The 21,375-nt window shown below is 61.1% G+C and carries 22 protein-coding genes; 14 read left to right on the forward strand and 8 right to left on the reverse strand.

Annotated elements, in window-relative coordinates:
* The first annotated feature begins 92 nt into the window (after positions 1–92).
* The 3 genes from A6U87_RS28335 to A6U87_RS28345 all read left to right on the forward strand — a co-directional run bounded on the left by A6U87_RS28335 (position 93) and on the right by A6U87_RS28345 (position 3,930).
* Complete coding sequence (locus A6U87_RS28335) at positions 93–1,574, forward strand: mannitol dehydrogenase family protein (protein ID WP_065694659.1); 1,482 nt, start codon at positions 93–95, stop codon at positions 1,572–1,574.
* An 83-nt stretch (positions 1,575–1,657) separates the two neighbouring features.
* Positions 1,658–2,347 carry an HAD family phosphatase gene (locus A6U87_RS28340; protein ID WP_065694660.1) on the forward strand — a complete coding sequence of 230 codons (690 nt, stop codon included), beginning with the start codon at positions 1,658–1,660 and terminating at the stop codon, positions 2,345–2,347.
* Positions 2,347–3,930: an FGGY-family carbohydrate kinase gene (locus tag A6U87_RS28345; protein WP_065694661.1), complete on the forward strand. Its 1,584-nt coding sequence runs from the start codon at positions 2,347–2,349 to the stop codon at positions 3,928–3,930. Before A6U87_RS28340 ends, A6U87_RS28345 begins: the two co-directional genes overlap by 1 nt.
* 32 nt (positions 3,931–3,962) lie before the next feature.
* Here the strand turns inward: A6U87_RS28345 and A6U87_RS28350 are convergent, their stop codons facing one another.
* Positions 3,963–4,817, reverse strand: coding sequence for a MurR/RpiR family transcriptional regulator (locus A6U87_RS28350; protein WP_065694662.1), 855 nt, complete (start codon positions 4,815–4,817; stop codon positions 3,963–3,965).
* Positions 4,818–5,042: 225 nt separating this feature from the next.
* On the opposite strand from A6U87_RS28350, the gene A6U87_RS28355 reads away from it, so the two are divergent.
* Positions 5,043–5,768, forward strand: coding sequence for a sulfate transporter family protein (locus tag A6U87_RS28355; RefSeq protein WP_065694663.1), 726 nt, complete (start codon positions 5,043–5,045; stop codon positions 5,766–5,768).
* Here the strand turns inward: A6U87_RS28355 and nth are convergent.
* Positions 5,765–6,547: an endonuclease III gene (nth, locus tag A6U87_RS28360; RefSeq protein ID WP_065694664.1), complete on the reverse strand. Its 783-nt coding sequence runs from the start codon at positions 6,545–6,547 to the stop codon at positions 5,765–5,767. The two genes, A6U87_RS28355 and nth, sit on opposite strands and share 4 nt — an antisense overlap.
* Positions 6,548–6,569: 22 nt before the next feature.
* Between nth and A6U87_RS28365 the strand changes: the two genes are divergently transcribed.
* From A6U87_RS28365 to A6U87_RS28390, 6 genes are all read left to right on the forward strand, one after another.
* Positions 6,570–7,067, forward strand: coding sequence for a DUF2244 domain-containing protein (locus A6U87_RS28365; RefSeq protein ID WP_065694665.1), 498 nt, complete (start codon positions 6,570–6,572; stop codon positions 7,065–7,067).
* 69 nt (positions 7,068–7,136) lie between these two features.
* On the forward strand, positions 7,137–8,009 hold the full coding sequence (locus tag A6U87_RS28370) for a bifunctional helix-turn-helix domain-containing protein/methylated-DNA--[protein]-cysteine S-methyltransferase (RefSeq protein ID WP_065694666.1): 873 nt from the start codon (positions 7,137–7,139) through the stop codon (positions 8,007–8,009).
* A 98-nt stretch (positions 8,010–8,107) separates the two neighbouring features.
* Positions 8,108–9,637, forward strand: coding sequence for a winged helix-turn-helix domain-containing tetratricopeptide repeat protein (locus A6U87_RS28375; RefSeq protein ID WP_065694799.1), 1,530 nt, complete (start codon positions 8,108–8,110; stop codon positions 9,635–9,637).
* A 123-nt stretch (positions 9,638–9,760) separates the two neighbouring features.
* Positions 9,761–9,997, forward strand: coding sequence for a hypothetical protein (locus A6U87_RS28380; protein WP_065694667.1), 237 nt, complete (start codon positions 9,761–9,763; stop codon positions 9,995–9,997).
* Positions 9,998–10,071: 74 nt separating this feature from the next.
* Entirely contained in the window at positions 10,072–10,584 is a 513-nt protein-coding gene (locus tag A6U87_RS28385) for a hypothetical protein (RefSeq protein WP_244499586.1), read from the forward strand.
* 11 nt (positions 10,585–10,595) lie between these two features.
* Positions 10,596–11,033, forward strand: coding sequence for a GFA family protein (locus tag A6U87_RS28390; protein WP_065694669.1), 438 nt, complete (start codon positions 10,596–10,598; stop codon positions 11,031–11,033).
* Here A6U87_RS28390 and A6U87_RS28395 read toward each other — a convergent pair.
* Complete coding sequence (locus A6U87_RS28395; protein WP_065694670.1) at positions 11,030–12,013, reverse strand: sugar-binding transcriptional regulator; 984 nt, start codon at positions 12,011–12,013, stop codon at positions 11,030–11,032. The genes A6U87_RS28390 and A6U87_RS28395 overlap by 4 nt on opposite strands.
* A gap of 329 nt (positions 12,014–12,342) precedes the next feature.
* Between A6U87_RS28395 and tal the strand changes: the two genes are divergently transcribed.
* Entirely contained in the window at positions 12,343–13,308 is a 966-nt protein-coding gene (gene tal, locus A6U87_RS28400) for a transaldolase (RefSeq protein WP_065694800.1), read from the forward strand.
* A 65-nt stretch (positions 13,309–13,373) separates the two neighbouring features.
* Here the strand turns inward: tal and A6U87_RS28405 are convergent, their stop codons facing one another.
* Positions 13,374–15,119 (reverse strand): adenylate/guanylate cyclase domain-containing protein, encoded by a 1,746-nt coding sequence (locus A6U87_RS28405; protein ID WP_065694671.1) that lies wholly within the window; start codon positions 15,117–15,119, stop codon positions 13,374–13,376.
* 117 nt (positions 15,120–15,236) lie between these two features.
* Positions 15,237–16,073: an amidohydrolase gene (locus A6U87_RS28410; protein ID WP_065694672.1), complete on the reverse strand. Its 837-nt coding sequence runs from the start codon at positions 16,071–16,073 to the stop codon at positions 15,237–15,239.
* Between the two features lie 204 nt (positions 16,074–16,277).
* Between A6U87_RS28410 and A6U87_RS28415 the strand changes: the two genes are divergently transcribed.
* From A6U87_RS28415 to A6U87_RS28425, 3 genes are all read left to right on the forward strand, one after another.
* On the forward strand, positions 16,278–17,009 hold the full coding sequence (locus A6U87_RS28415; protein ID WP_065694673.1) for an SDR family oxidoreductase: 732 nt from the start codon (positions 16,278–16,280) through the stop codon (positions 17,007–17,009).
* A 66-nt stretch (positions 17,010–17,075) separates the two neighbouring features.
* The gene (locus A6U87_RS28420; protein WP_065694674.1) at positions 17,076–17,750 is read left to right on the forward strand and encodes a DUF1345 domain-containing protein; all 675 of its coding nucleotides are present in this window, start codon (positions 17,076–17,078) and stop codon (positions 17,748–17,750) included.
* 71 nt (positions 17,751–17,821) lie between these two features.
* On the forward strand, positions 17,822–19,036 hold the full coding sequence (locus tag A6U87_RS28425) for an adenylate/guanylate cyclase domain-containing protein (protein WP_065694675.1): 1,215 nt from the start codon (positions 17,822–17,824) through the stop codon (positions 19,034–19,036).
* On the opposite strand, the gene A6U87_RS28430 is transcribed toward A6U87_RS28425, so the two are convergent.
* From A6U87_RS28430 to A6U87_RS28440, 3 genes are all read right to left on the reverse strand, one after another.
* A complete protein-coding gene (locus A6U87_RS28430) occupies positions 19,033–19,206 on the reverse strand; it encodes a DUF1328 domain-containing protein (RefSeq protein WP_065694676.1) in 174 nt (57 codons plus the stop codon). The two genes, A6U87_RS28425 and A6U87_RS28430, sit on opposite strands and share 4 nt — an antisense overlap.
* Positions 19,207–19,355: 149 nt before the next feature.
* Entirely contained in the window at positions 19,356–19,850 is a 495-nt protein-coding gene (locus tag A6U87_RS28435) for an ester cyclase (RefSeq protein ID WP_065694677.1), read from the reverse strand.
* Positions 19,851–19,939: 89 nt separating this feature from the next.
* A complete protein-coding gene (locus A6U87_RS28440; protein ID WP_065694678.1) occupies positions 19,940–21,367 on the reverse strand; it encodes a gamma-aminobutyraldehyde dehydrogenase in 1,428 nt (475 codons plus the stop codon).
* Between the last annotated feature and the right edge of the window lie 8 nt (positions 21,368–21,375).

Here is a 21,375-nt window from a genome sequence, read left to right on the forward strand (position 1 = left end):
CGTGCCGGACGAGGTGCCCGGCGCGCCGATACCGGGGCCGACAGGCCCCCGGGGTCATGGCTGGCCCCGAAGACCTTCAAGAGGACTGAGACATGACGTGCAAACTATCGCTGGCAACGCTTTCCGACGCGGCAAAGACGGCCACTGTGCCGGCCTATGAGCGGGCGTCGCTGAAGGCGGGCATCGTGCACTTCGGCGTCGGCAATTTCCACCGCGCCCATCAGGCGATCTATCTCGACGACCTGTTCAATCTGGGCAAGGATCATGACTGGGCGATCATCGGCGCGGGTATTCTGCCCTCCGATGCGGCAATGCGCGACAAGCTCGCCGCCCAGGATTTCCTGACAACAGTCGTCGAGCAGGACAACAACAAGACAGCCGCGCGCGTCACCGCGCCGATGATCGACATCCTGCCGGTCGGGGACGCAAAGACGATCATCGCCAAGCTCGCCGATCCCACGATCCGTATCGTTTCGATGACGATCACCGAAGGCGGATATTTCATCGACGCATCCGGCAAGTTCAACCCAGGCCATCCGGCAATTGCGGCTGATGGACAGAATCCGTCCGAACCGAAGACGGTCTTCGGCCTGATCGTTGCCGGCCTGAAGGCGCGCAAAGAGAAGGGCATCGAGCCGTTCACGGTCATGTCCTGCGATAACATCCCGCATAACGGGGTCGTCACGTCGAATGCCGTCGTCGGTACCGCACGCCTGTCCGATCCGGCCTTTGCCGACTGGATCAAGGCGAATGTCGCCTTCCCGAACGCGATGGTGGACCGTATCACACCCGCCACGGGACAGCGCGAGATCGATCTCCTGAAGGACGCCTTCGGCATCGAAGACAACTGGCCTGTCTATTGCGAAGAGTTCAAGCAGTGGGTGTTGGAAGACAAGTTCACCGCCGGGCGGCCTGCGCTGGAGAAGGTCGGTGTCACCTTCGTGCCGGATGTGACGCCTTACGAACACATGAAGATCCGCATCCTGAACGGCGGGCACGCGGCGATCGCCTATCCGGCAGCGCTGATGGACATCCATTTCGTGCATGACTCGATGGAAGATCCGCTGATCCGCGCCTTCCTCGCCAAGCTGGAGAAGGAAGAGATCATCCCGATCGTGCCGCCGGTGCCGGATACGTCGCTGACGGATTACTTTGCGCTGATCGAACATCGGCTGCTCAACCCGAAGATTGCCGACACCATCCCGCGGCTCGCGCAGGACGGATCGAACCGGCAACCGAAGTTCATCCTGCCGTCGACGCTCGACAATCTGACCCAGGGCCGGGATGTCGTGGGCCTCGCGCTGGTATCGGCGCTGTGGTGCCGTTACTTCGCCGGCAAGACTGACAGCGGCAAGGACATCGTCTTCAACGACGCCAGCGCCGACCGGCTGCATGCGGCGGCGCTGAAGGCCAAGGACGATCCGATGGCCTTCCTCGCCTTCGATGACATCTTCGGCGAGGTGTCGAAATCCGAGGTGTTCCGCAAGCGCTTTGCCCACGCGCTGAAAACCCTGTGGGAAAAGGGCACGCGCGAGACCCTGCAGCTCTATCTCGACAACAAGCTTGCTGTGTAAGGATTAGGTGGCGGCGCTGCTGCCGCCACCCTCTGCCGGTCTGGTGGAGGGGATCTTCTGCACCAACTGCGATTGGATCTGTCATGGCTGAAGCTGAAACACGGCTGGTCATCTTCGACTGCGACGGTGTGCTCGTCGATAGCGAGCCGATCTCGGTCAGCGTTCTCGTCAAGGCGATGAACGATCTGGGAGTGCCGATTACCGAGGACGAGGTCTATGGCCGCTTCCTCGGGCGCAGCCTGGCGACTGTCATCGACGCGATGAAGAACGAGTACAACGTTCATCCCGGGCAGGAATTCCTCGAGCAGCTGCGCACCAATCTCTATGCGCGCTTTCGCAAGGAGCTGAAGCCGATCGATGGCGTTGCCGCAACGATCGATGGCCTCGGCATTCCCTGTTGCGTGGCGTCGTCGAGCCAGGTGGAGCGCATTCGCCTGTCGCTGACGGTGACCGGCCTGATCGATCGGCTGCCCGACATCTTCAGCGCGACGATGGTGAAAAACGGCAAGCCGGCGCCCGACCTTTTTCTGCATGCGGCGCGCGAAATGCATGTTGATCCCGCCGATTGCGTCGTGATCGAGGATAGCCCCGCGGGCATCGAAGCGGCCAAGGCCGCAGGCATGACGGTATTTGCCTTCACCGGCGGCTCGCACGCCAATTTCGCCGGCTATCGCGCTGAACTTGACCGGCTTTCGCCCGAAGCGGTGTTTGACGCGATGCCGGATTTGATACACCTTGTCCGAAAACATAAACGGGACGGGATGCACCTTTAATGCCTCAGCATGTGGTCGCGGTCGATATCGGCACCGGCAGCGCGCGCGCTGGCGTCTTCGATATCCGTGGCCAGCTGCTGGGCAAGGCAGAACACCCGATCCTCATGAACCGGCCGCGTGAGAACCACGCCGAACATGATTCAGAAGATATCTGGTCCGCTGTCTGCATCTCCGTGCGCAAGGCCATGGAGCAATCCGGCGCGGCACCGGAATCGGTCGGCGCGATCGGCTTCGACGCCACCTGTTCGCTCGTCGTGCGTGACGTCGATGGCGGCCAGATCAGCGTTTCCACCGGCGGCGAGCGGCGGTTCGACACCATCGTCTGGCTCGACCACCGGGCGCTGAAGGAGGCCGATTTCTGCACGGCCACGAAACACCCCGTCATGGAGCATTCCGGGCATTTCATGTCGCCCGAGATGGAAATGCCGAAGCTGATGTGGCTGAAGAAGAAGCTGCCGGGCACATGGATGAATACCGGCTATCTCTTCGACCTCGCCGACTTCATGACCTGGAAGGCGTCGGGCGCGCTGGCAAGGTCGCGCTGTACGCTGACGGCGAAGTGGAACTATCTCGCACATCTCGACAAGGGCTGGCAGGCGGATTTTCTCGAGCAGATCGGTCTCGAAGACCTGCAGGAACGGGGACGGTTGCCTGATGACACAGTGGCCGTGGGCCAGAGTGTGGGGACACTCACGAAGGAGGCCGCGTCGGCGTTCGGCCTGACGACCGGTTGCCACGTCTCGGCAGGCATGGTCGATGCCTATGCCGGAGCGCTCGGCACACTTGGCGGCGCTGCCCATGACCCGCACAAGCTCGAGCGGCAGCTGGCGCTGATTGCCGGCACGTCGAGCTGCATCGTCTCCTTTTCGCGGGAGCGGAAGCCAAGTCACGGCATGTGGGGGCCGTATTACGAAGCCGTGCTGCCCGAATCCTGGCTTGTCGAGGCGGGCCAATCGGCGACAGGGGCGCTGCTCGATCATATTGTTCGGATGCATGCCGCAGGCGGAGAGCCGACGGCGGCGATCCACCAGAGGATCGTTGCCCGCATCGCGCAGCTGCGTGTGGAGGAGGGCGACAATTTCGGCGCCCGGATTTTCGTACTGCCCGACTTTCACGGCAATCGATCACCACACGCCGATCCGCATGCGGTGGGCGGCATCAGCGGGCTTACGCTGGACACCTCGTTCGATGGGCTCTGCGCGCTCTATTGGCGCACGGGTGTGGCGATTGCGCTCGGTATTCGCCACATCCTCGAGCAGATGCGGGACTACGGCTATGCGCCGGACACCCTCCACGTGGCCGGCGGTCATGTGAAGAACCCTGTCCTCATGGAGCTCTATGCGGATGCGACAGGCTGCAAGGTCGTGGTTCCCAAGATGAACGAAGCGGTGCTGCTCGGGACCGCGATGGCGGCGGCCGTGTCCTGCGGGCTGCATCGGGATCTGCCAAGCGCCGGCCTTGCGATGTATCCGGGGGGCGATGTTTTGCTACCCAACGAGGACAAGCGCGCGATCTATGATCGCGACTACCGCCGACTTCTAGCGATGTATCGGCATCGCGCCGAGCTGGAGACGATGGAGTGAGCTTCCGCTTTTCTGTTGGCGCTACCCAGACGTCAGCGGTTTGAGCCTTCACCAAGCATGGTGCCGAACTCGCCCATACGTCGCGTGCGCTGTGCTGCTTCGTCGCCGGCTGCAAGGATAGCGGCCGTCGACAGACAGTCGAGCAGGGCCATCAGGGGTGGCAGGCTGTCGGCATCGCCGGTACGGGCTGCGGGCAGGGGCAGTATAAGGTTGGCCTGATCCGGCATCCAGTTGGTGCTTTGCGCAGTGATCAGGATGACCTTGTATCCGTATCGCCGTGCGGTGCGCGCCAGAAGGCGGGCCTTGCCGAAGCGATGGCTGTCGAGGATGATCAGCAACGCATCATCACCGTTCAACCGCGCGAAAAGCTCCGCGAAGCGGCTACCGGTGCCATCGAGCGAGTGCACGCCGTCTCGGGCCTGCGTCAGTTGCTGGCAGAAGTGTGATGCGAAGCCCGAAAGACCCGCATGCGTCGCAACGAAGACTTCGCGTGCGGTGCCGATCATCGATACCGCCTCGCGCCACTGCGGCTGACCAGTGAGATGGTATATGTGGTGGAGACCCTGGATCTGCTCCGACACCAGCACTGCAAGCGGCTTGCCTTCCGCGACGTCGGTCTGCAACTCGGTCATGGATGCTTGCATCTGTGTGGCCGAAACGGGGGAAACCTCGCGGATCTGGACCTTGACGCTGTCCAGTCCCTGATAGCCCAGAGCGCGCAGGAAACGCCCAACCGTCATGGGGCTGAGGTCAAGTCTGTCGGCTACGGATGCGGCGGTTTCGAATGGCAGGTCGCTCAGATGTTCGGCAAAGTATTTTGCAATGCGCCGCTCCGCCGGTGTGCCGGATTTTGCATACTGCCGGAGTTTGTGAACGAAGTCTTCCACGGCGCCTTTCCTGATCTTCCGGACCCGTTTCTCGGATGCACAAGGAAAACCCTGCCGCTTGCAAATATTCCGGAAGCTGCCCAGGCCAAAGCAATTTCTAATGTTAGATGACTATATATTAATATGTATTTCTGAACAAGATTTCCGACAATGCACCCAATTATTTTCAGCCTTGCCGTTCAAAGATCAGATTCATACATCTTGGCCACAACCGGAGACGTCAAAATGATCTTTCATGCCGCGCGCCTTGCAGTTGCTAATCTTTTCGCGGCGGAAACGCGATCGGTGTTCTGGAAGGTGCTGGGGCTCACGATCCTCGTTCTTGTCGGTCTGTGGCTAGCGCTGCGCAGCACCTTCATCACGCTGGTATTTCCCTGGATTGCCAGCTTCTTTCCTGCGCTGCCAGACTGGGCGGGGTGGCTGAGCTTTGTCTTTCTGGTGCTGGCAGGCATCGGGCTGGCGCTCGGATTGGCGCTCCTGCTCTCGCCTGTGACCGCGCTGATTGCCGGCCTGTTTCTCGATGACGTGGCGGAGGTGATCGAGAAACGCGACTATCGCGAAGACGCCCCCGGCACGGCGATGCCGCTCGCATCCGCGCTTGTCAGTTCGATCAAGTTTCTCGGTGTGGTCATCGCCGGCAATATCGTGGCGGTTCTTCTGCTCTTCGTGCCGGGCGTCAATCTGATCGCGTTCTTTCTGGTGAACGGCTATCTGCTCGGTCGCGAGTTTTTCGAGTTTGCCGCGATGCGCTTCAGGTCGCCCGAGGAGGCGCGGCTGTTTCGCGCCAAGCACGCGGCGACCGTGTTTCTCGCCGGGCTCGTCATCGCAGCATTTCTGGCCATTCCGCTCGTCAACCTGCTGACGCCGCTCTTTGCCGCGGGCATGATGGTGCACCTGCACAAGCTGCTCTCGCGAAAGGAGCTGGGCGTGCGGATGCCTTTGGCGGGTTAGTCGACCGCTTCGCCGATCATCTGCGGCGGGAGCTCGACCAGCGGTGCCGGAATATCGCAGCTCTTCTCCGGTGACTTGCAGATGTCGGCGATGACGCAGCGCTCGCATTCGGGGCGGCGCGCCTTGCAGGTGTAACGGCCGTGCAGGATCAGCCAGTGATGCGCATGGTAGAGGTAGTGCTTGGGGATCACCTTCATCAGGCGCTCTTCCACCTCGTCGGGCGTCTTGCCGGGCGCGAGCTTGATGCGATTGGCGATACGGAAGATATGGGTGTCGACCGCCATGGTTGCCTGGCCGAAGGCCATGGAGAGCACGACATTTGCCGTCTTGCGGCCCACGCCGGGAAGCATCACCAGTTCGTCGCGCGTCTGCGGCACCACACCACCGAAGACGTCGACCAGCATCCGTGAGAGCGCAATGACGTTCTTGGCCTTGTTGCGGTAGAGCCCGATGGTCTTGATGTAGTCGCGAACCCGTTCCTCGCCGAGATCCAGCATCTTCTGCGGCGTGTCGGCGACCTTGAAAAGCGCGCGCGTGGCCTTGTTGACTCCGGCGTCCGTTGCCTGCGCGGAAAGGGCGACGGCCACGACCAGCGTAAAAGGATTGGAATGCTCCAGCTCTCCCTTGGGCTCAGGACGCTGGATCGAGAAGCGGCGAAAAATCTCCTCGCGCTCGGCCTCGGTATAGGCGGAGCGGACAGCTTTCGACGTCTTGCGGCGAACGATCACTTTCGTCGTCTGCGACGATGTGGCGGCGGATTTGAGTTTCGGATTGGGCATGGAAAATCTATACTCGGCAGCCATGATGGAAAGCAACGCCGACAGAGCCGACGAACAGCCTGTTTTTGCAGCCGAACTCTTTCCCTACCGGTCACTTGGCCGCAAGGGTTTCAAGGTGCTTCTGCTGCTGACGGGCGGCGTGTGCTTGATGTACGGCATGTTCTTCATTGCGACAGGCGCGTGGCCGATCGGCTTCTTCTTCGGGCTGGATTTCCTTTTGCTCTACGGCGCGTTCTGGCTGAACTACCGCTCCGGCCGGGCGCGCGAGGAAGTGATGGTCTCGCGCACAGATATCTCCGTGCGAAAGTTTACGCCGTCGGGCCGGATGGTCGAGCATCATTTCAACCCGTTCTGGACGCGCTTCTTCGTGCGCCGTCACGAGGAGATCGGCATTCTGTCCATGCATATCTCTGGCGGCGGGCAGGGCACGGATATCGGCTCGTTTCTCAACCCTGACGATCGCGAGAGCTTCGCCAAGGGGTTCAAGAGGGCGCTTGCGACGGTCAAGCAGCGCATATAGCCGCGGCGCAAGAATCGGGTGGCTCGCCAGGGTCCACTTGACTATCTCCTTGGTACAAGGAGAAAGATCATGAACATGATAGCCAACCTGAACAATGACATCACGCCCGACGGTCCCGACTACGAGACCGTTCGCCAGGTCATCGAGCTGATTACCGAGGATTATCGCGACCAGCCATCGCTGGAGACGATCGCCGCGCGCCTCAAGCAGTCGCCGACACAGCTGCAGAAGACGTTCACCCGCTGGGCGGGGCTTTCGCCGAAGGCCTTCCTGCAGGCCGTGACGCTCGACCATGCCAAGCGCCTGCTGCGCAAGGAAGAGCTGCCGTTGCTCGAGACTTCGATCGAGGTCGGTCTCTCTGGCCCGAGCCGCCTGCACGATCTGTTCGTGACCCATGAGGCAATGTCGCCGGGTGAATGGAAGGCCCGCGGTGGCGGGTTGACCATCCGTTATGGCTTCCACCCGTCGCCTTTCGGCATCGCGCTGGTCATGGTCACCGATCGCGGCCTCGCCGGCCTTGCCTTCAGTGATATCGGAGACGAGGCCGCCTGCCTCGAGGATATGACCTGCCGCTGGCCGAATGCGGAATACGTCGAAGACCGGCAGGCGACCGTCTCCTACGCCGAGCGAATTTTCGAGCCGGGTCTTTGGACGTCGGACCAACCGCTACGGGTGGTGCTGATCGGCACGGATTTCCAGGTGCGGGTATGGGAGAGCCTGTTGAAGATCCCGTTTGGCAAAGCGGTGACCTACAGCGACATCGCCAACGACATCGGCAAGCCGACAGCGATGCGCGCGGTGGGTGCTGCCGTCGGTGCTAACCCGATTTCCTTCGTGGTCCCGTGCCATCGCGCACTCGGCAAGAGCGGCGCTCTGACAGGCTATCACTGGGGTCTGACGCGCAAGCGCGCGATGCTTGGCTGGGAATACGGACGCGCCTGATGTGAAGCGCGCCGGCCACCACGGGGGTGGCCGAGGCGTGCAACGATGGCCTGGGATTGACGGTTTTCACTGCGTTGGCGGCGCGATATATTGTCCGCATGATACGGTCCCGCCAGGCTTTTGGTCCGTTTGTTCTCGATACCGCCGGCGGAACGCTGCAGCGGAACGGAAAATCCGTTGCTCTCGGCCAGCGCGGTCTGGCTCTTCTCGAAGCCCTTTTCGACGCGGGCGGGAAAACCGTCTCGAAGACGGAGCTCATGGAGCGTGGCTGGCCGGGGCTGGTGGTCGAGGACGGCAATCTCACGGTCCAGATCGCAGCGCTCCGCAAGGCACTCGGCAGGACGCCGACAGGCGATGACTGGATCGCAACGGTGCCCCGCGTCGGCTATCGTCTAGCCGGGGTGGGTGCGGCGTCGGAGGAGCCGGATGGCCCTTTGCCGGTGCTTGCCGTTCTGCCCTTTGCCAATCTCGGGGCAGGTGCCGATCAGGACTACTTTGCCGATGGTGTGGTGGACGACATCATAACGGCACTCAGCCGCTTTCGAAGCTTCTCAGTCATCGCCCGTAACTCCTCCTTCGTCTACAAGGGCCGTAATGTCGACGTGCGGCAGGTGGCGGAGGAACTGGGCGTCCGCTACGTGCTGGAAGGCAGCATTCGGCGGGCGGGGGATCGACTGAGGATCACGGCTCAGCTGGTCGACGGAGTTGGCGGCGCGCATCTGTGGGCTCAGAATTTCGACGGTGAGCTCGACGACGTGTTCAATTTTCAGGATCGGATCACCGAGAAGGTCGCAACGGTTGTCGAGCCACGTATCCGCACAGCGGAAATAGAGCGTACGCGGCGAGAGCGGCCGGGCAGCATCGCAGCCTACGACGCCGCGCTATCGGCGCTCTCCAAGATCCTGGCGGAATCGATCAGCGAAAACGTACAGGCCTATGCGCTGCTGACCGAAGCCCTGGCACTCGAGCCCGACAATGCCCAACTGCTCGGCCTTGCCGCCTGGGCACTGGAGCACCGTATCACCATGGGCTGGCCGTCCGTCGGCCCCAATGATCGCCAGGCCTGTTTCGAGTTTGCGCGACGCGGGCTGGAGAAGGCGGCCGGCGATCCGGCCGTGATGGCGCATTGCGCCATGGCGCTGGTGCAGGTGGCGAGGGAATATGATTGGGGGATGGCCGTCCTCGCCGCAGCCGTCGAGGCCAATCCGAACAATATGCTCGTCGTCGCCGCGGCTGGGGTGGCGACGCTCCATTGTGGAGAGCTGAGCATGGCGCTCGCCTTGTTGCGCCGGGCAAGCAGGCTTTCGCCACGCGATATGTTTGCGCACCTCTCGCTGTGCGGAACAGCGCATGCGCAGGTCGTTCTGGGGGACTATGAGGAGGCCGTGGCTTCGGCGACGCGGGCACTTGCCGTCAATCCGAACTTCGATCCGACCTACTGGATGCTGATCGCGGCCAATGCGCATCTCGGGCGCATGCCTGAGGCGCATCACTTCCTGGATGAGCTGATGAGGATGGCTCCGGGGGTGACGATTGCGAGCATCAGGGCCGGGCAGCCCGCCAAGGATCCGAGCCGTCTTGCCGCCATCCTCGACGGGCTGTGGCTCGCTGGCCTGCCCGAAGGCTGACAGCGGTCAGCACCTTTGGAATATTTTGCAGCTTTTTACGCCTCGCTTAAGGACACAAAACGATCGTCTGATCGAGATTGCTCCTTGCCGCGCTACCGAGCGCGAGTTGCCAGGAGGTTCACGATGCTGACGACCTTGACCATTCTCTCTCTCGACCAAGGTAAAATCTATCGGCCGGCTCCCGATGCGCGTGAGGATCAGATCGTGCCAGAAGCGAGCGCTCAGCCGGGCGAGGCGCATGTTGCTGGCGTCGTGAAGCGGTCACCGAAGTCATTGAGTAGGGCGGCGGCCCTGGTTCATTTCCTTCGCCAATTGCCTGTCGCCATTGGAACCAACAAGGCTAGGGAGCTTCCGCATTGAGGCTGGAGCCGCCAAAAGGGCCCTTCTTTCGACGAGCTCCAATCGTTGCCATCAAAAATCCGGGAATCACGGGTTTGATCCTCTGGCTGGGTCTGGAGGAGGCGGGAATGAAGCCTGGGGAGATGCCTTGCAGGATCGTCTTGATTGCAATTGGCCTATTTGCGGTATCGCTGGCCCCGGCCTGGGCAGCCTGTAAATCGGCGACCGAGAGTCCGGAATGGCCGGCCGTCGCGAAGGCGATTTCGACCGCGCGTTTATGCGAACAGCTTCCGGTGGGCCCCAATCGGACAAGTAGCTTCAAGGTCTTGTCCGCGGATGTCTGCGCGGAAGACAACGGTCTGGCTTCTGTCAGGGCCACGGCGCTGTTGACCTGCGAGACCGGCGACGACTCGCTCTTTCAGATGGACCCGGTGGACGGCAAGGTGACCGTCACCGTGTCGCTCGACCCGGCGGCCTGCAAGATCACCGACGCTCACCTTGATATAGACGGCGAAATGGGCGGTCTGCTGTCGGGGCTTTCCGATACGCAGGACTTCGCGCGCAACTGGGCGCAATCGCAATTGTCGCGGCTGTGCCGGTTGCGCTGAAGGGGGCGTCGATGGCCGGGGATGAACATGGGCACAGCGTTGGCAAGATAACGCGCGGATCCTGCCATTGCGGGGAGGTTCGCTGGACCTTCCGGGGTGCCATTCCGGACGCGACGATCTGCAATTGCACGGTCTGTCGGCGCTACGGGGTGCTCTGGGCCTACGATTATGACGGCGAGGGCATTCATGTCGAGGATCCGAACGCATCGCTCACCTCCTACATTCGGGGCTCCCGGCAAATTTCCTTCAATTTCTGCAGGCGTTGTGGAAACCTTGTGAGCTGGCGCAGCCTGACTTCAGGTGAAGATGGACGGACGCGAATTGCCGTCAATCTTCGTCTTGCCGAGCCGGCCGATGTCGCCGACATTCCCCTGCAGCGGTTCGATGGACTGCACAGTTTCGACGACCTGCCGTTGGACGGGCGCACGGTCGGCGATGTCTGGTTCTAGGCCGCTTCGGCTAGGTCCAGCAGCGCCTTTGCCGCGCCCTCGTCCGTGATCAGCGTGTTGCAGCCGATGCGCTTGATGGTGGCGCTGATCGCGACCGCGCGGTGGGCACCTCCCGAGGACAGCACGATATGCTTTGCCTTCTTCAGCGTGTCGAGATCGACCGACATGACGCGGCTGTTGATCGAATGGTCGACCGTGTTGCCGTCCTTGTCGAGGAAATTGAACATGGTATCGCAGACGCAGCCGGCATCGATCAGTTCCTGCAATTCAGACTTCGATATCCAGCCTTCCGACAGGGACGTCGAGTGAGGGCCGATATCGCCGCAGCTGACAATGGCGAGGTCAAGGGTTTCCGCAAGGCGGTAGATCGCGTCGAGACCACACTTTTCGATGAGGTTGCGCTTGGTCTCGGTGGAATCCACCAGTAGCGGCGCGAGGAACATGTAGCATTCGGCGCCGAGCTGGCTCGCCAGTCGCCAGGTGTAGTCGATCGGGTTGGTCTGGTGCACGGCGACGATGCCGCCGAGCAGCGAGACGACCTTGCAATTGTCGCGGCGCGGCGGACGGAAGCTGGAAAGCGAGGCCGTCATGGTGCGCCCCCAGCCGACGCCGATCGTATAGTTGTCGGGTATGGCTTCGGACAGGAACTGGCCCAGCGCCAGACCGACGCTCTTGGCGAGCGCGGTTGCATCGCTGCTTGCGGGTGCGGGCACGACGATCGCCTCGTCGAGGCCGTAGGCCCGCTCCAGCTTCACCGAGAGCTCGACGCAGTCGCCGATCGAATCGTTGATCCAGATCTGGACTTCGCTGCGCTTCATCGCCTCGTCGAGCAGGCGGATGACGGTGGTGCGGCTGATGCCGAGTTGCTCGGCGACATCCTTTTGCGTCAATCCCTGGTTATAATAGAGCCACGCCGCGCGCAGTCTGAGGGAGGAGGCTTCCGAATAAGCGGTGTGCGTGCCGCGTTTGAGCTTGACCACATCTCCTCCGAACCGAATTGCGCCCTATCTCTTCCGAGATCCGTGGCATGAGCATGTGCGCCGATAATGACGGGTGTGACACTTATGTCAATTGAAATACACAAATGTCCTTGACATATAGCGACTGGAATAGCGATAGTCTTTGCAACACGTCGCACTGTCTGTTCGAGGAGGAAAGGTGCGGGCACACGGCAGGTCACCAGCGATGACTTGCGTCATGCCTATCGCGCAGAAGCGGCTGAATTTTACGTGCGGACATGTCCGTAGATCACCTCTTTCCCGGGCGGTTTCGTCCCGGTTCGCAGCTCAAGTCAAAAGGACTATCGATCATGACATCCAAGCTTGACCAACTCCGCGAGATTACCACGGTCGTTGCCGATACCGGCGACATCGAGGCTGTTGCCCGCCTGAAGCCGGTCGATTGCACGACCAACCCGAGCATCGTTCTCAAGGCGCTCGGTACGCCGATGTTCGCCGATGCGATCAAGGAAGCCGTTGCCTGGGGCAAAAAGCAGGGCGGCAACACCGAAGCCGTGTCGTCCGCGGTTGCGGATCGCCTGGCGATTTCCGTCGGCGCCGCGCTCTCCAAGCTGGTTCCTGGCCGCGTATCGACGGAAGTCGATGCCGATCTGTCTTTCGACACCAAGGCTTCCATCGAAAAGGCTCACAGCATCATCGCCGGCTACAAGGAACGCGGCATCGAGAAGGATCGCATCCTGATCAAGCTTGCATCCACCTGGGAAGGCATTCGCGCCGCTGAAGTTCTGCAGAAGGAAGGCATCGATTGCAATCTGACGCTTCTCTTCTCGAAGGCTCAGGCCGTTGCCTGCGCCGATGCCAAGGTGTTCCTGATCTCGCCCTTCGTCGGCCGTATCCTCGACTGGTACAAGAAGTCGACCGGCAAGGACTACACGCCTGAGGAAGATCCGGGCGTTCTCTCCGTCCGCGACATCTACAACTACTACAAGGCCAATGACATCAAGACGATCGTCATGGGGGCCTCGTTCCGCAGCGCCGGCGAAATCGAAGCGCTGGCTGGCTGCGACCGCCTGACGATCGCGCCGAACCTGCTCGACGAGCTCTCCAACGATCAGGGCAAGCTCGAGCGCAAGCTGTCGCCTGAGGTGACGAAGCCTGCTCCGAAGATCGCGATCGACGAAAAGACCTTCCGCTGGATGATGAACGAAGACGCAATGGCGACCGAAAAGCTCGCCGAAGGCATCCGCGCCTTCGCCAAGGATCTCGGCACGCTGCGTGCGATGGTTCAGAAGGAACTGCAGCTGGCCGCCGCTTAAGGCTTTCCAGCATTCGAACAGAGAGGGCGGTGCCGATGGCGCCGCCCTTTATTTTTGGCCGATCGCTAGAGACTGCTGGAAGAAGCAAGTAGTCCCGTTTTGCGGATGCCGTCGAGCCAAAGTCTCCCATCTTCCGGCAAAGCACATAGCTTTACTGTGTTCCGAGCATAAATCTCGACGTCGAATGCATGGGGTTTCTGCCGCGCCATGACGAAAGCCTCTTCTGTTCTGCCGAGCTGGGCGAGACAGGCGGCTTGATTTAACCGGAAAAAATACGGCGGATCGATCAGTGCTCCATAAGCAGTCAGCGCTTCGTCGAACCTGCGTGCCAGATAGTAGCAATCTCCGAGGCTCGAAAGAAACGCCGGAGGCAAGATCGGCTCGAACTTGCAGCCGCGCTCGACCATGGCGAGGCCTTCCTCGTGCCTTCCGGCGTAGGAGACGATCATGCCCCTGGCGACAAGAACGTTTATGTCTCGCGGACTGATGGAGATGGCGATCTCCGAGTAGCGAAGGGCGTCTTGAATGTCTCCGATCAGTAAAAGGCTGGCAGCGACGCTCGTCAGGACGAACGGATCATTCTTGTCCAGGGCGATCGCACGCGCGATGAAGTGTCGGCATTGCTCGTCGCGTTCAAGATCGGTCGCGGCACCTGGCTCACTGAACCGCCAGTATGCGTAAAGCAGCCCGAGTGATGCGAGCGCGGGCGCATATTGCGGATCGATCCGTATCGCCTCGTGCATGTGTGCGCGGGCACCTGGCTCGTCGCCGTTGCGCCAGGCCGCACCAGCTCGCAGCCAGGACGTATACGCGGAGATGCTTGTCGTGGAACTTCTTCCACGAACGGCGCCAGCGACATCCTGAAGATTGAAAAATAGCCGGCCGACAATCGCTTCGACGATCTCGTCCTGGACAGCGAAGATGTCGGCCATTTCCCGATCGAATTTCTCGGCAAATGCCTGTGCGCCCGTCTGCGCGTCGATGAGTTGCGCAGTGGCGCGAATTCGCTGCCCGAGCAACCGTATGCTACCCTCCAGGATGAAATCCGCGCCGAGTTGCCGGCCGAGCTCGGCGACATTCACCGACTGGCCCTTGTAGGCGAATGTCGTATTTCGTGCGACGACCGAAAGGTTCTTGAACCGGCTCAGTTCGGTAATGATGTCTTCGGTGATGCCGTCCGCGAAATAGTCCTGTTCCGCGCTTCCCGATATGTTTGTCAGCGGGAGAATGGCGACGGTTGTGAATTCCTTTCCAGGCGGGGGGATGGCACATGATATCGTGCGAGCGGTTTCCATGCCAAAAATCCTGACTGGTGCTGCAATGTTTTTGAGCTGCACCAGTCCCAAGTCTTTCATGGTAACGGGGATCTTGCCTCGAACCTCATTGTGGACCTTTTCGGACAGGCAGATTCCGCCCGGTTCGGCCAGCGCTTCGAGCCGCGCTGCGACATTGACGCCTTCCCCGTAGATGTCCGAGCCTTCGCCGATCACGTCGCCGAGATTGATGCCGATTCTGAGCACGACCCGTCCTTGCTCGGGAAGGCCCTTGTTCGCTTCCGTCATCCTTTGCTGAAGCGTTAGCGCGGCCTCGACCGCGTTGATTGCGCTGGCGAATTCGACCAGGACTCCGTCACCCAGCAGTTTGACGATGCGACCGCTATGGTCGCGTATGACGGGGTCGAGCACCTGAGCGCGGCGTTCCTTCAGTCGCTCGAATGTTCCGACCTCGTCGGCCTCCATCATCCGCGAGTAACCGACCACGTCGGCGACGAGTATTGCGGCGAGGCGGCGGTGTATCGATGTCTCGGCCATGCCTGAAGTCTCCTGCATATGGAAACAACCGCTGGAAGCAAACGCGTCACATAGTACCCGCAAGTGGATTTGAGTGAAATCCACTTGTCTCGGTTTTTGGCACGGGTCGTTCTGCGATCAGACGGACCAGATGCGTTTGACGTTGGCCTGGTAGAGCTTGTCGCGCTCATCGGCGCTGCAGCCAGCGGTCAGGGCATGGGTTGCCGCCACCCATGGCGTCAGGCCGCCGCCCAGCGTGCAGACTGGCCAGTCGCTGCCCCAGACGACGCGGTCCCAGCCGAAGCTTTGGATCGTGTGCTCGACATAGGGACGCAGGCTGTCGACCGACCAGCCTTCGAGATCGCCATAGGCGATGACGCCGGAGATTTTCGCGGTGACGTTGGGGCGGCGGGAAAATTCAGTGATTCCCTGGCGCCAGAGGGTGCTCATTCCGTCCTTGATCGGCGGGTTGGCGCAATGGTCGAGGATGAAACGCACATCCGGATTGAGATCGACCAGCGTCAGGATGCGTTCGAATTGATGCGGGAAGACGCAGAGGTCGAAGGTCAGGCGGGTATTTGCCAAGCGCCTGATGTTGTCACGGAAGAGCGGCCGTTCCGACGTGTCATCGGGCGCCACATGCAGCACGCGGCGGAAGCCCTTGATGAAAGGATCGGCGAGGCAACTTTCCAGATGGGCGGCGAAGCCATCCTCCTCCGGACGGCATGCGGCAATGGCGCCACGCACGAGGCTGCCCGGGCGCGCGCTGATTTCCTTGACGTAGGTGGTCTCGCTGCCGATCTGCTGTGGCGCGACATCGACCTCCATGTGCAGGACATTGGTGATGCCGCAGCGCAGGGCGTCACGGGCATAGTCTTCATAGAGGCTATCGTGATTGAGCGCCGGCACATCGGGAAGCCAGGGGTAGTCAAGCCGCCCCCGGTCGATGATGTGCAGGTGTGCGTCGAACAGCATGCGGTTCCTCCCATCCATGCTCTGGCTTCCTGGGCCGCCGCATTTCCCAAACGCCGGATTTCGCGCCCGATGGCGCCACGCTGAACAGGCCTCCCGTGCGCTGCGTCAGCATCCTGTCTGGGACAATGTGATTGACGGCATAATGAATATAATGTTTGCATATGAATGAATGCGTCGCAAGCGCCACAGCATATGGGAGAGGTCATGAGCCACGGTTTGGAAGGCAAGAAGGTCGTCATCACGGCGGCCGGGCAGGGTATTGGTCGCGCCAGCGCGGAGCGCTTCATTTCACTCGGCGCCCAAGTGTATGCCACCGACATCAACCAGGCGACGCTTTCCACGCTGGAGGGTGCTGAAAAGCATGTGCTCGATGTCCTGAATGGCGATGCCGTTCGCGCCTTCGCGGCCGAGGTCGGTCCGATCGACGTTCTCTTCAACTGCGCCGGCTTTGTCCATGCCGGGACGATTCTGGAATGCGAGGAGAAGGATTGGGATTTCTCCTTCAACCTTAATGCCAAGGCCATGTACACGACCTGCCGGACCTTCCTGCCGGGCATGCTCGCGAAAGGGAAGGGCTCGATCGTCAACATGGCGTCGGTTGCATCGAGCGTGAAAGGCGTTCCGAACCGTTTCGCATACAGCGCCTCGAAGGCGGCGGTGATTGGTCTTACCAAGTCGATCGCTTCCGATTTCGTCGCCAAGGGCATCCGCGCCAATGCGATCTGCCCCGGCACGGTCGACAGTCCATCGCTGCATGATCGCTTGCGTGCCACCGGCGACTACGAGAAGGCCTTGAAGGATTTCATCGGCCGCCAGCCGATGGGACGGATTGCAACGCCGGAGGAAATCGCCGCGCTGGTCACCTATCTCGCCGGCGACGAGGCCGGCTTCACTACCGGCCAGATCCACGTCGTCGATGGCGGCTGGACGGGCTGAGCCCTATATTGCTCTTGCCTGTATCAAGCTGATATCAAAGGTAATCTCGTACCGGCGGAGCATTTCATGGCATACGAACGACACGGCCAGACAAACCGCTTGGTGCAGTTGATACGCAAGCATGCCGCCGTGTTCGTTGCTCTCTTCGTCGGCCTGCTGGTTTTCCTGCTTTTAACGACGCGCGAGGTCAACGCCCGCAACGTACTGGCGGGCTGGAACGTCGCCGCGGTTGTCTTCATTGCCGCCACGTGGCGGCGGATGCTGAGGGCAACTGTCGCGTCGATCCGCAAAAGGTCCGAAGATCTAGACTTCTCCGACACACTGCTGCTTTTCCTGTCGATCTCGGCAGCGGTTGCCAGCATCGCCGGCATCGGCCTCGAACTGCATTCCGTGAAGGAGGCGGCGCCGGGCGTTGCGCTTGGAAGAGCGCTGGCGGCAATCGTCACCATCCTGATCTCCTGGGTGTTTCTGCATACCCTGTTCACGGTGCATTATGCGCATCGCTTCTATGGTGGGGACGACAAGGGTGAGGGGCTGAAGTTCCCCGAGGGGGTAGAGGAGCCAGTCTACTGGGATTTCCTCTATTACTCCTTCACCATCGGCGTTGCCTCGCAGACCGCTGATGTGGCAACGACATCTACCGGAATGCGCAAGCTGACACTGCTGCATTCGGTTCTGTCATTCCTGTTCAACACAACGATCCTGGCGCTTGCCATCAATGTCGGAGCAAGCCTCCTCTAACCCGATTGGCTGCGTGGAGCGGCACACGGCTTTGATGTAGAAAGCAATCTCTTTATCCAGAGGTTGCTGCGATGGAAGCGTTGACGCGTGAGAGATTGTTGATGCTTGCCGGCTGCGATGATGCGCGGCTCGCCGCTCTCGAGCGACGGCAGATCCTCGATCCCGGCTCGCTGGGCTACACCCTCAGCGATGTCAGCAGGCTTCGGCTGATCCTGGCGCTGCAGGATGCCGGCATCGGCCTCGATGTTCTGGACGAGGGGCTGAAACGGCAGATCTTCTCGTTCGAATTCGCCAGCCAACTTATGTTCGAGCCGGTGACCATGACAAGCGCATCGGTCGACGATGAAGTCGCGGCTGGAAATGTCGATCTCGATACAGTGAATGGTCTCCGAGCCAGCGCAAGTCTGCCCTTGTTGTCAGCCGGGCACCCGCTTCGCGAGGACGATATGGAGTTCGTGCGGCTTATCGCCGAATGCATGCAGCTCGGCGCATCAGCTGCCGGGATGGAGCGGGTATTGCGCGTCTTCGGCCATTCGGTGCGACGGTGTGTCGACACCATGCGTGACCTCTTCCGCGCTGAGGTCGAGGAGCCGATGCTGAATGCCGGCATCAGCTATCATCAGCTTCTGGAGATCTCGGCGGGTCGGCGTCTGGCGTTGCAGCGGATCGGATTTCGGGTGCTGTTCCTGCTGCAACGAAGGATGCTGGAGGAGGCGGTTTTCGACAACATTGTCGGCAGGCTTCAGGAAGCCTTGCGCGAACATGGCATGGAGCAGGGCGAGGAGGAGAGCCTTCCGGCGGTGGCCTTCGCCGATCTTTCGGGGTTCACCGGCCTGACGCATGAGATCGGAGACGCGCCGGCTGCGGAGAAGGCCGCTCGCTTCGAGGCGATCGCGCAGCGGCTTGCGGGTACCTGCGAGGGACGCATCGTCAAGCCTTTGGGGGATGGCGTGATGATGCTGTTCCCGGACGCCGCTTCGGCGGTCGAGGCGGCACTTTGCCTCGTCGAGCAAAGCCGGCAGCACGATCTTCCTCCCGTGCGGGTCGGTGTGGCGACAGGGCAGGTGGTACCGCGCGACGGCGATATTTTCGGCAGGACGGTCAATCTCGCGGCCCGCGTTTCAGCGGTTGCCGGGCCGTCGCAGACACTCGTTTGCCCAAATACACGAACTGCCGCGGAAGCGGCAGAACGTGGTCTTGCTTTTCAGGGGCTGGGCGCCGTGTCGCTGAAAGGCTTCAAGGACTCGGTGCCTCTATTTGCCGCGCAACGGACGAAAACAGGTTAAAGGATCGCCTGTCCGGCCATCAGCGCCAGGATGAGGAAGATCAGGAAGATCACCAGCGCGATGCCGAAGAGAACGCGGGCAATCGTCGCGGTTGCCGCCGAAACCCCGGAGAAACCAAAGAAGCCGGCGAGCAGCGAAATAACAAAAAATATGAGAGCCCATTTAAGCATGGATTTTTTCCTCTGTGTTCATCGTCTAGATGACGCGGTGCGAGGAAATTTGTTCCATTGCGGTCGCTGCAATCAGCACAGGCCGGACTGTGGGCTAGGCGGTAGGCCAACGGCGCCCTTTTCTGCGGGCGCCGAAGGTTTGTTGTCGGTTACATCAGGCCCAGCTGCTTGTAGAAGCCAAGAGCATCATAATAGTCCGACTGCTGCTTGATGGCGCCGTTCTCGATGACGAAGACCGAGGCGCCGTCGAAGGAGAAGGACTTGTTGGTGGCCTTGGTGCCATCGGCCCAGGGGCCGCTGTTGTTACCCGAGAAGGTCCACTCGAAGGAAACCTTGTTTCCACTGACGATCGGATCGCCGCGCATGACCCATTTCAGGTCCGGTACGGCGGTCATGAAGCTGTCGATGACGCCGGCCTTGGCTTCGGCCTTTCCGACCGTCGGCTTGCCGACGGATGCGTCGTAGTAGCTGACCTTTTCATCGAAATAGGAGGCAGCCTTGGCTGAGTCATGGGCGTTCCATGCGGCCAGATATTGCTGGACCACTTCAAGCGGCGCCAGATCGGCGGCATAGACCGGCGCGCCTGTCAGCGTCGAGGCGAGGCAGAGGCCGCCGAAGGCGGCAAGAATGGTACGGCGTTTCATGTGGACTCCCCTTTGCGTATTTATTGTTTTTGGGTTGCGCGCCGGGCGACTGGCCCGGCACGCGCGGATCAACCGTGGCTAATCGCTGATCAACCGTGGTTGATCATGACGTGGCGGACGGCCGTGTAGTCTTCCAGTGCGTAGACGGACATGTCCTTGCCGTAGCCTGATTGCTTCAGGCCGCCATGCGGCATTTCGTTGGTGAGCATGAAGTGGGTGTTGATCCAGGTGCAGCCATACTGAAGGCGGGCGGCGGTCTTCATGCCGCGGCTGATATCCTTGGTCCAGACGGACGAGGCGAGGCCATAGTCGCTGTCGTTGGCCCAGGTGACCGCGTTTTCGACATCCGTGAAGCGGGTGACAGACACGACGGGGCCGAAGACCTCGCGGCGGACGATCTCGTCTTCCTGTGTGGCGCCGGCGATAACGGTCGGCGTGTAGAAGAAGCCCTTGTCGCCTGATGTCTTGCCGCCCGTGGTGATTTCCATGTGCTTGTGCTCGCCGGCACGGGCGACGAAGCTTTCGACGCGGTCGCGCTGGCGCTTGGAGATCAGCGGGCCGATTTCGTTTTCGGTATCATCGGCCTGGTTGAACTTGATCGAGGAGACGGCCGAGGAGAGGTCGGCGACGAACTTGTCGTAGACCTTCGCATCGGCATAGATGCGGCAGGCGGCGGTGCAATCCTGGCCGGCGTTGTAGTAGCCGAAGGTGCGGATGCCTGAGACGACCGCATCGATATCGGCGTCGTCGAAAATGATTACAGGCGCCTTGCCGCCGAGTTCCAGATGCGTGCGTTTCACGGTCTTGGCAGCGGCCTGCAGCACCTTCTTGCCGGTCGCGACGTCGCCGGTGATCGATAGCATCGAGATCTTCGGGTGGTTGATCAGCGCGTTGCCGACGCTTTCACCACGGCCGAGAATGACGTTGACGACGCCTTCAGGCAGGATTGCGGAGAGCAGCTTCGCCATCTTCAGGGCTGTCAGCGGCGTCTGTTCCGAGGGCTTGAAGACGACGGTATTGCCGCCCGCGATCGCCGGCGCCAGCTTCCACGCCATCATCATCAGCGGATAGTTCCACGGCGCGATCGAGCCGACGATGCCGACGGCGTCGCGGCGGATCATCGAGGTGTGGCCGGGCAGGTATTCGCCAGCGACTGGGCCGTGCAGGTTGCGCACCGCGCCTGCGAAGAAGCGATAACAATCGACGATAGCGGGGATTTCGTCGTTGAGCACGGCATTGATCGGCTTGCCGCAGTTCAACGCTTCGAGGGCTGCAAAGCCTGCGGCATCCTTCTCGATCGCATCGGCGATCTTCAGGAGGTAGCTGGAGCGTTCGCCCGGCGTCGTCTGCGACCAGTGCTTGAACGCGGCTTCCGCTGCGTCCACGGCGGCGTCGATCTGGCCAAGCGAGGCTTCCGGCAGGTCAAGCACTGTTTCACCTGTCTTTGGGTTCAGGATGTGCTCTTCCGTTTCCGTGCCCGCTTCGAAGCGGGACCCAATCAGCATCGCGGTGTCCATTATGTTCT

Origin of the sequence: Rhizobium sp. AC44/96 (genome assembly GCF_001692185.1) — a bacterium.
Taxonomy (GTDB): domain Bacteria; phylum Pseudomonadota; class Alphaproteobacteria; order Rhizobiales; family Rhizobiaceae; genus Rhizobium.

Coding starts and splice junctions, on each gene's coding strand:
- A6U87_RS28345 (WP_065694661.1), top strand. CDS start 2,347: ATGCCTCAGCATGTGGTCGCGGTCGATATCGGCACCGGCAGCGCGCGC.
- A6U87_RS28435 (WP_065694677.1), bottom strand. CDS start 19,850: ATGAAACGCCGTACCATTCTTGCCGCCTTCGGCGGCCTCTGCCTCGCC.
- A6U87_RS28420 (WP_065694674.1), top strand. CDS start 17,076: ATGGCATACGAACGACACGGCCAGACAAACCGCTTGGTGCAGTTGATA.
- A6U87_RS28440 (WP_065694678.1), bottom strand. CDS start 21,367: ATGGACACCGCGATGCTGATTGGGTCCCGCTTCGAAGCGGGCACGGAA.
- nth (WP_065694664.1), bottom strand. CDS start 6,547: ATGCCCAATCCGAAACTCAAATCCGCCGCCACATCGTCGCAGACGACG.
- A6U87_RS28425 (WP_065694675.1), top strand. CDS start 17,822: ATGGAAGCGTTGACGCGTGAGAGATTGTTGATGCTTGCCGGCTGCGAT.
- A6U87_RS28390 (WP_065694669.1), top strand. CDS start 10,596: ATGGCCGGGGATGAACATGGGCACAGCGTTGGCAAGATAACGCGCGGA.
- A6U87_RS28375 (WP_065694799.1), top strand. CDS start 8,108: ATGATACGGTCCCGCCAGGCTTTTGGTCCGTTTGTTCTCGATACCGCC.
- A6U87_RS28410 (WP_065694672.1), bottom strand. CDS start 16,073: ATGCTGTTCGACGCACACCTGCACATCATCGACCGGGGGCGGCTTGAC.
- A6U87_RS28340 (WP_065694660.1), top strand. CDS start 1,658: ATGGCTGAAGCTGAAACACGGCTGGTCATCTTCGACTGCGACGGTGTG.
- A6U87_RS28430 (WP_065694676.1), bottom strand. CDS start 19,206: ATGCTTAAATGGGCTCTCATATTTTTTGTTATTTCGCTGCTCGCCGGC.
- A6U87_RS28415 (WP_065694673.1), top strand. CDS start 16,278: ATGAGCCACGGTTTGGAAGGCAAGAAGGTCGTCATCACGGCGGCCGGG.
- A6U87_RS28335 (WP_065694659.1), top strand. CDS start 93: ATGACGTGCAAACTATCGCTGGCAACGCTTTCCGACGCGGCAAAGACG.
- A6U87_RS28365 (WP_065694665.1), top strand. CDS start 6,570: ATGATGGAAAGCAACGCCGACAGAGCCGACGAACAGCCTGTTTTTGCA.
- A6U87_RS28355 (WP_065694663.1), top strand. CDS start 5,043: ATGATCTTTCATGCCGCGCGCCTTGCAGTTGCTAATCTTTTCGCGGCG.
- tal (WP_065694800.1), top strand. CDS start 12,343: ATGACATCCAAGCTTGACCAACTCCGCGAGATTACCACGGTCGTTGCC.
- A6U87_RS28380 (WP_065694667.1), top strand. CDS start 9,761: ATGCTGACGACCTTGACCATTCTCTCTCTCGACCAAGGTAAAATCTAT.
- A6U87_RS28405 (WP_065694671.1), bottom strand. CDS start 15,119: ATGGCCGAGACATCGATACACCGCCGCCTCGCCGCAATACTCGTCGCC.
- A6U87_RS28370 (WP_065694666.1), top strand. CDS start 7,137: ATGAACATGATAGCCAACCTGAACAATGACATCACGCCCGACGGTCCC.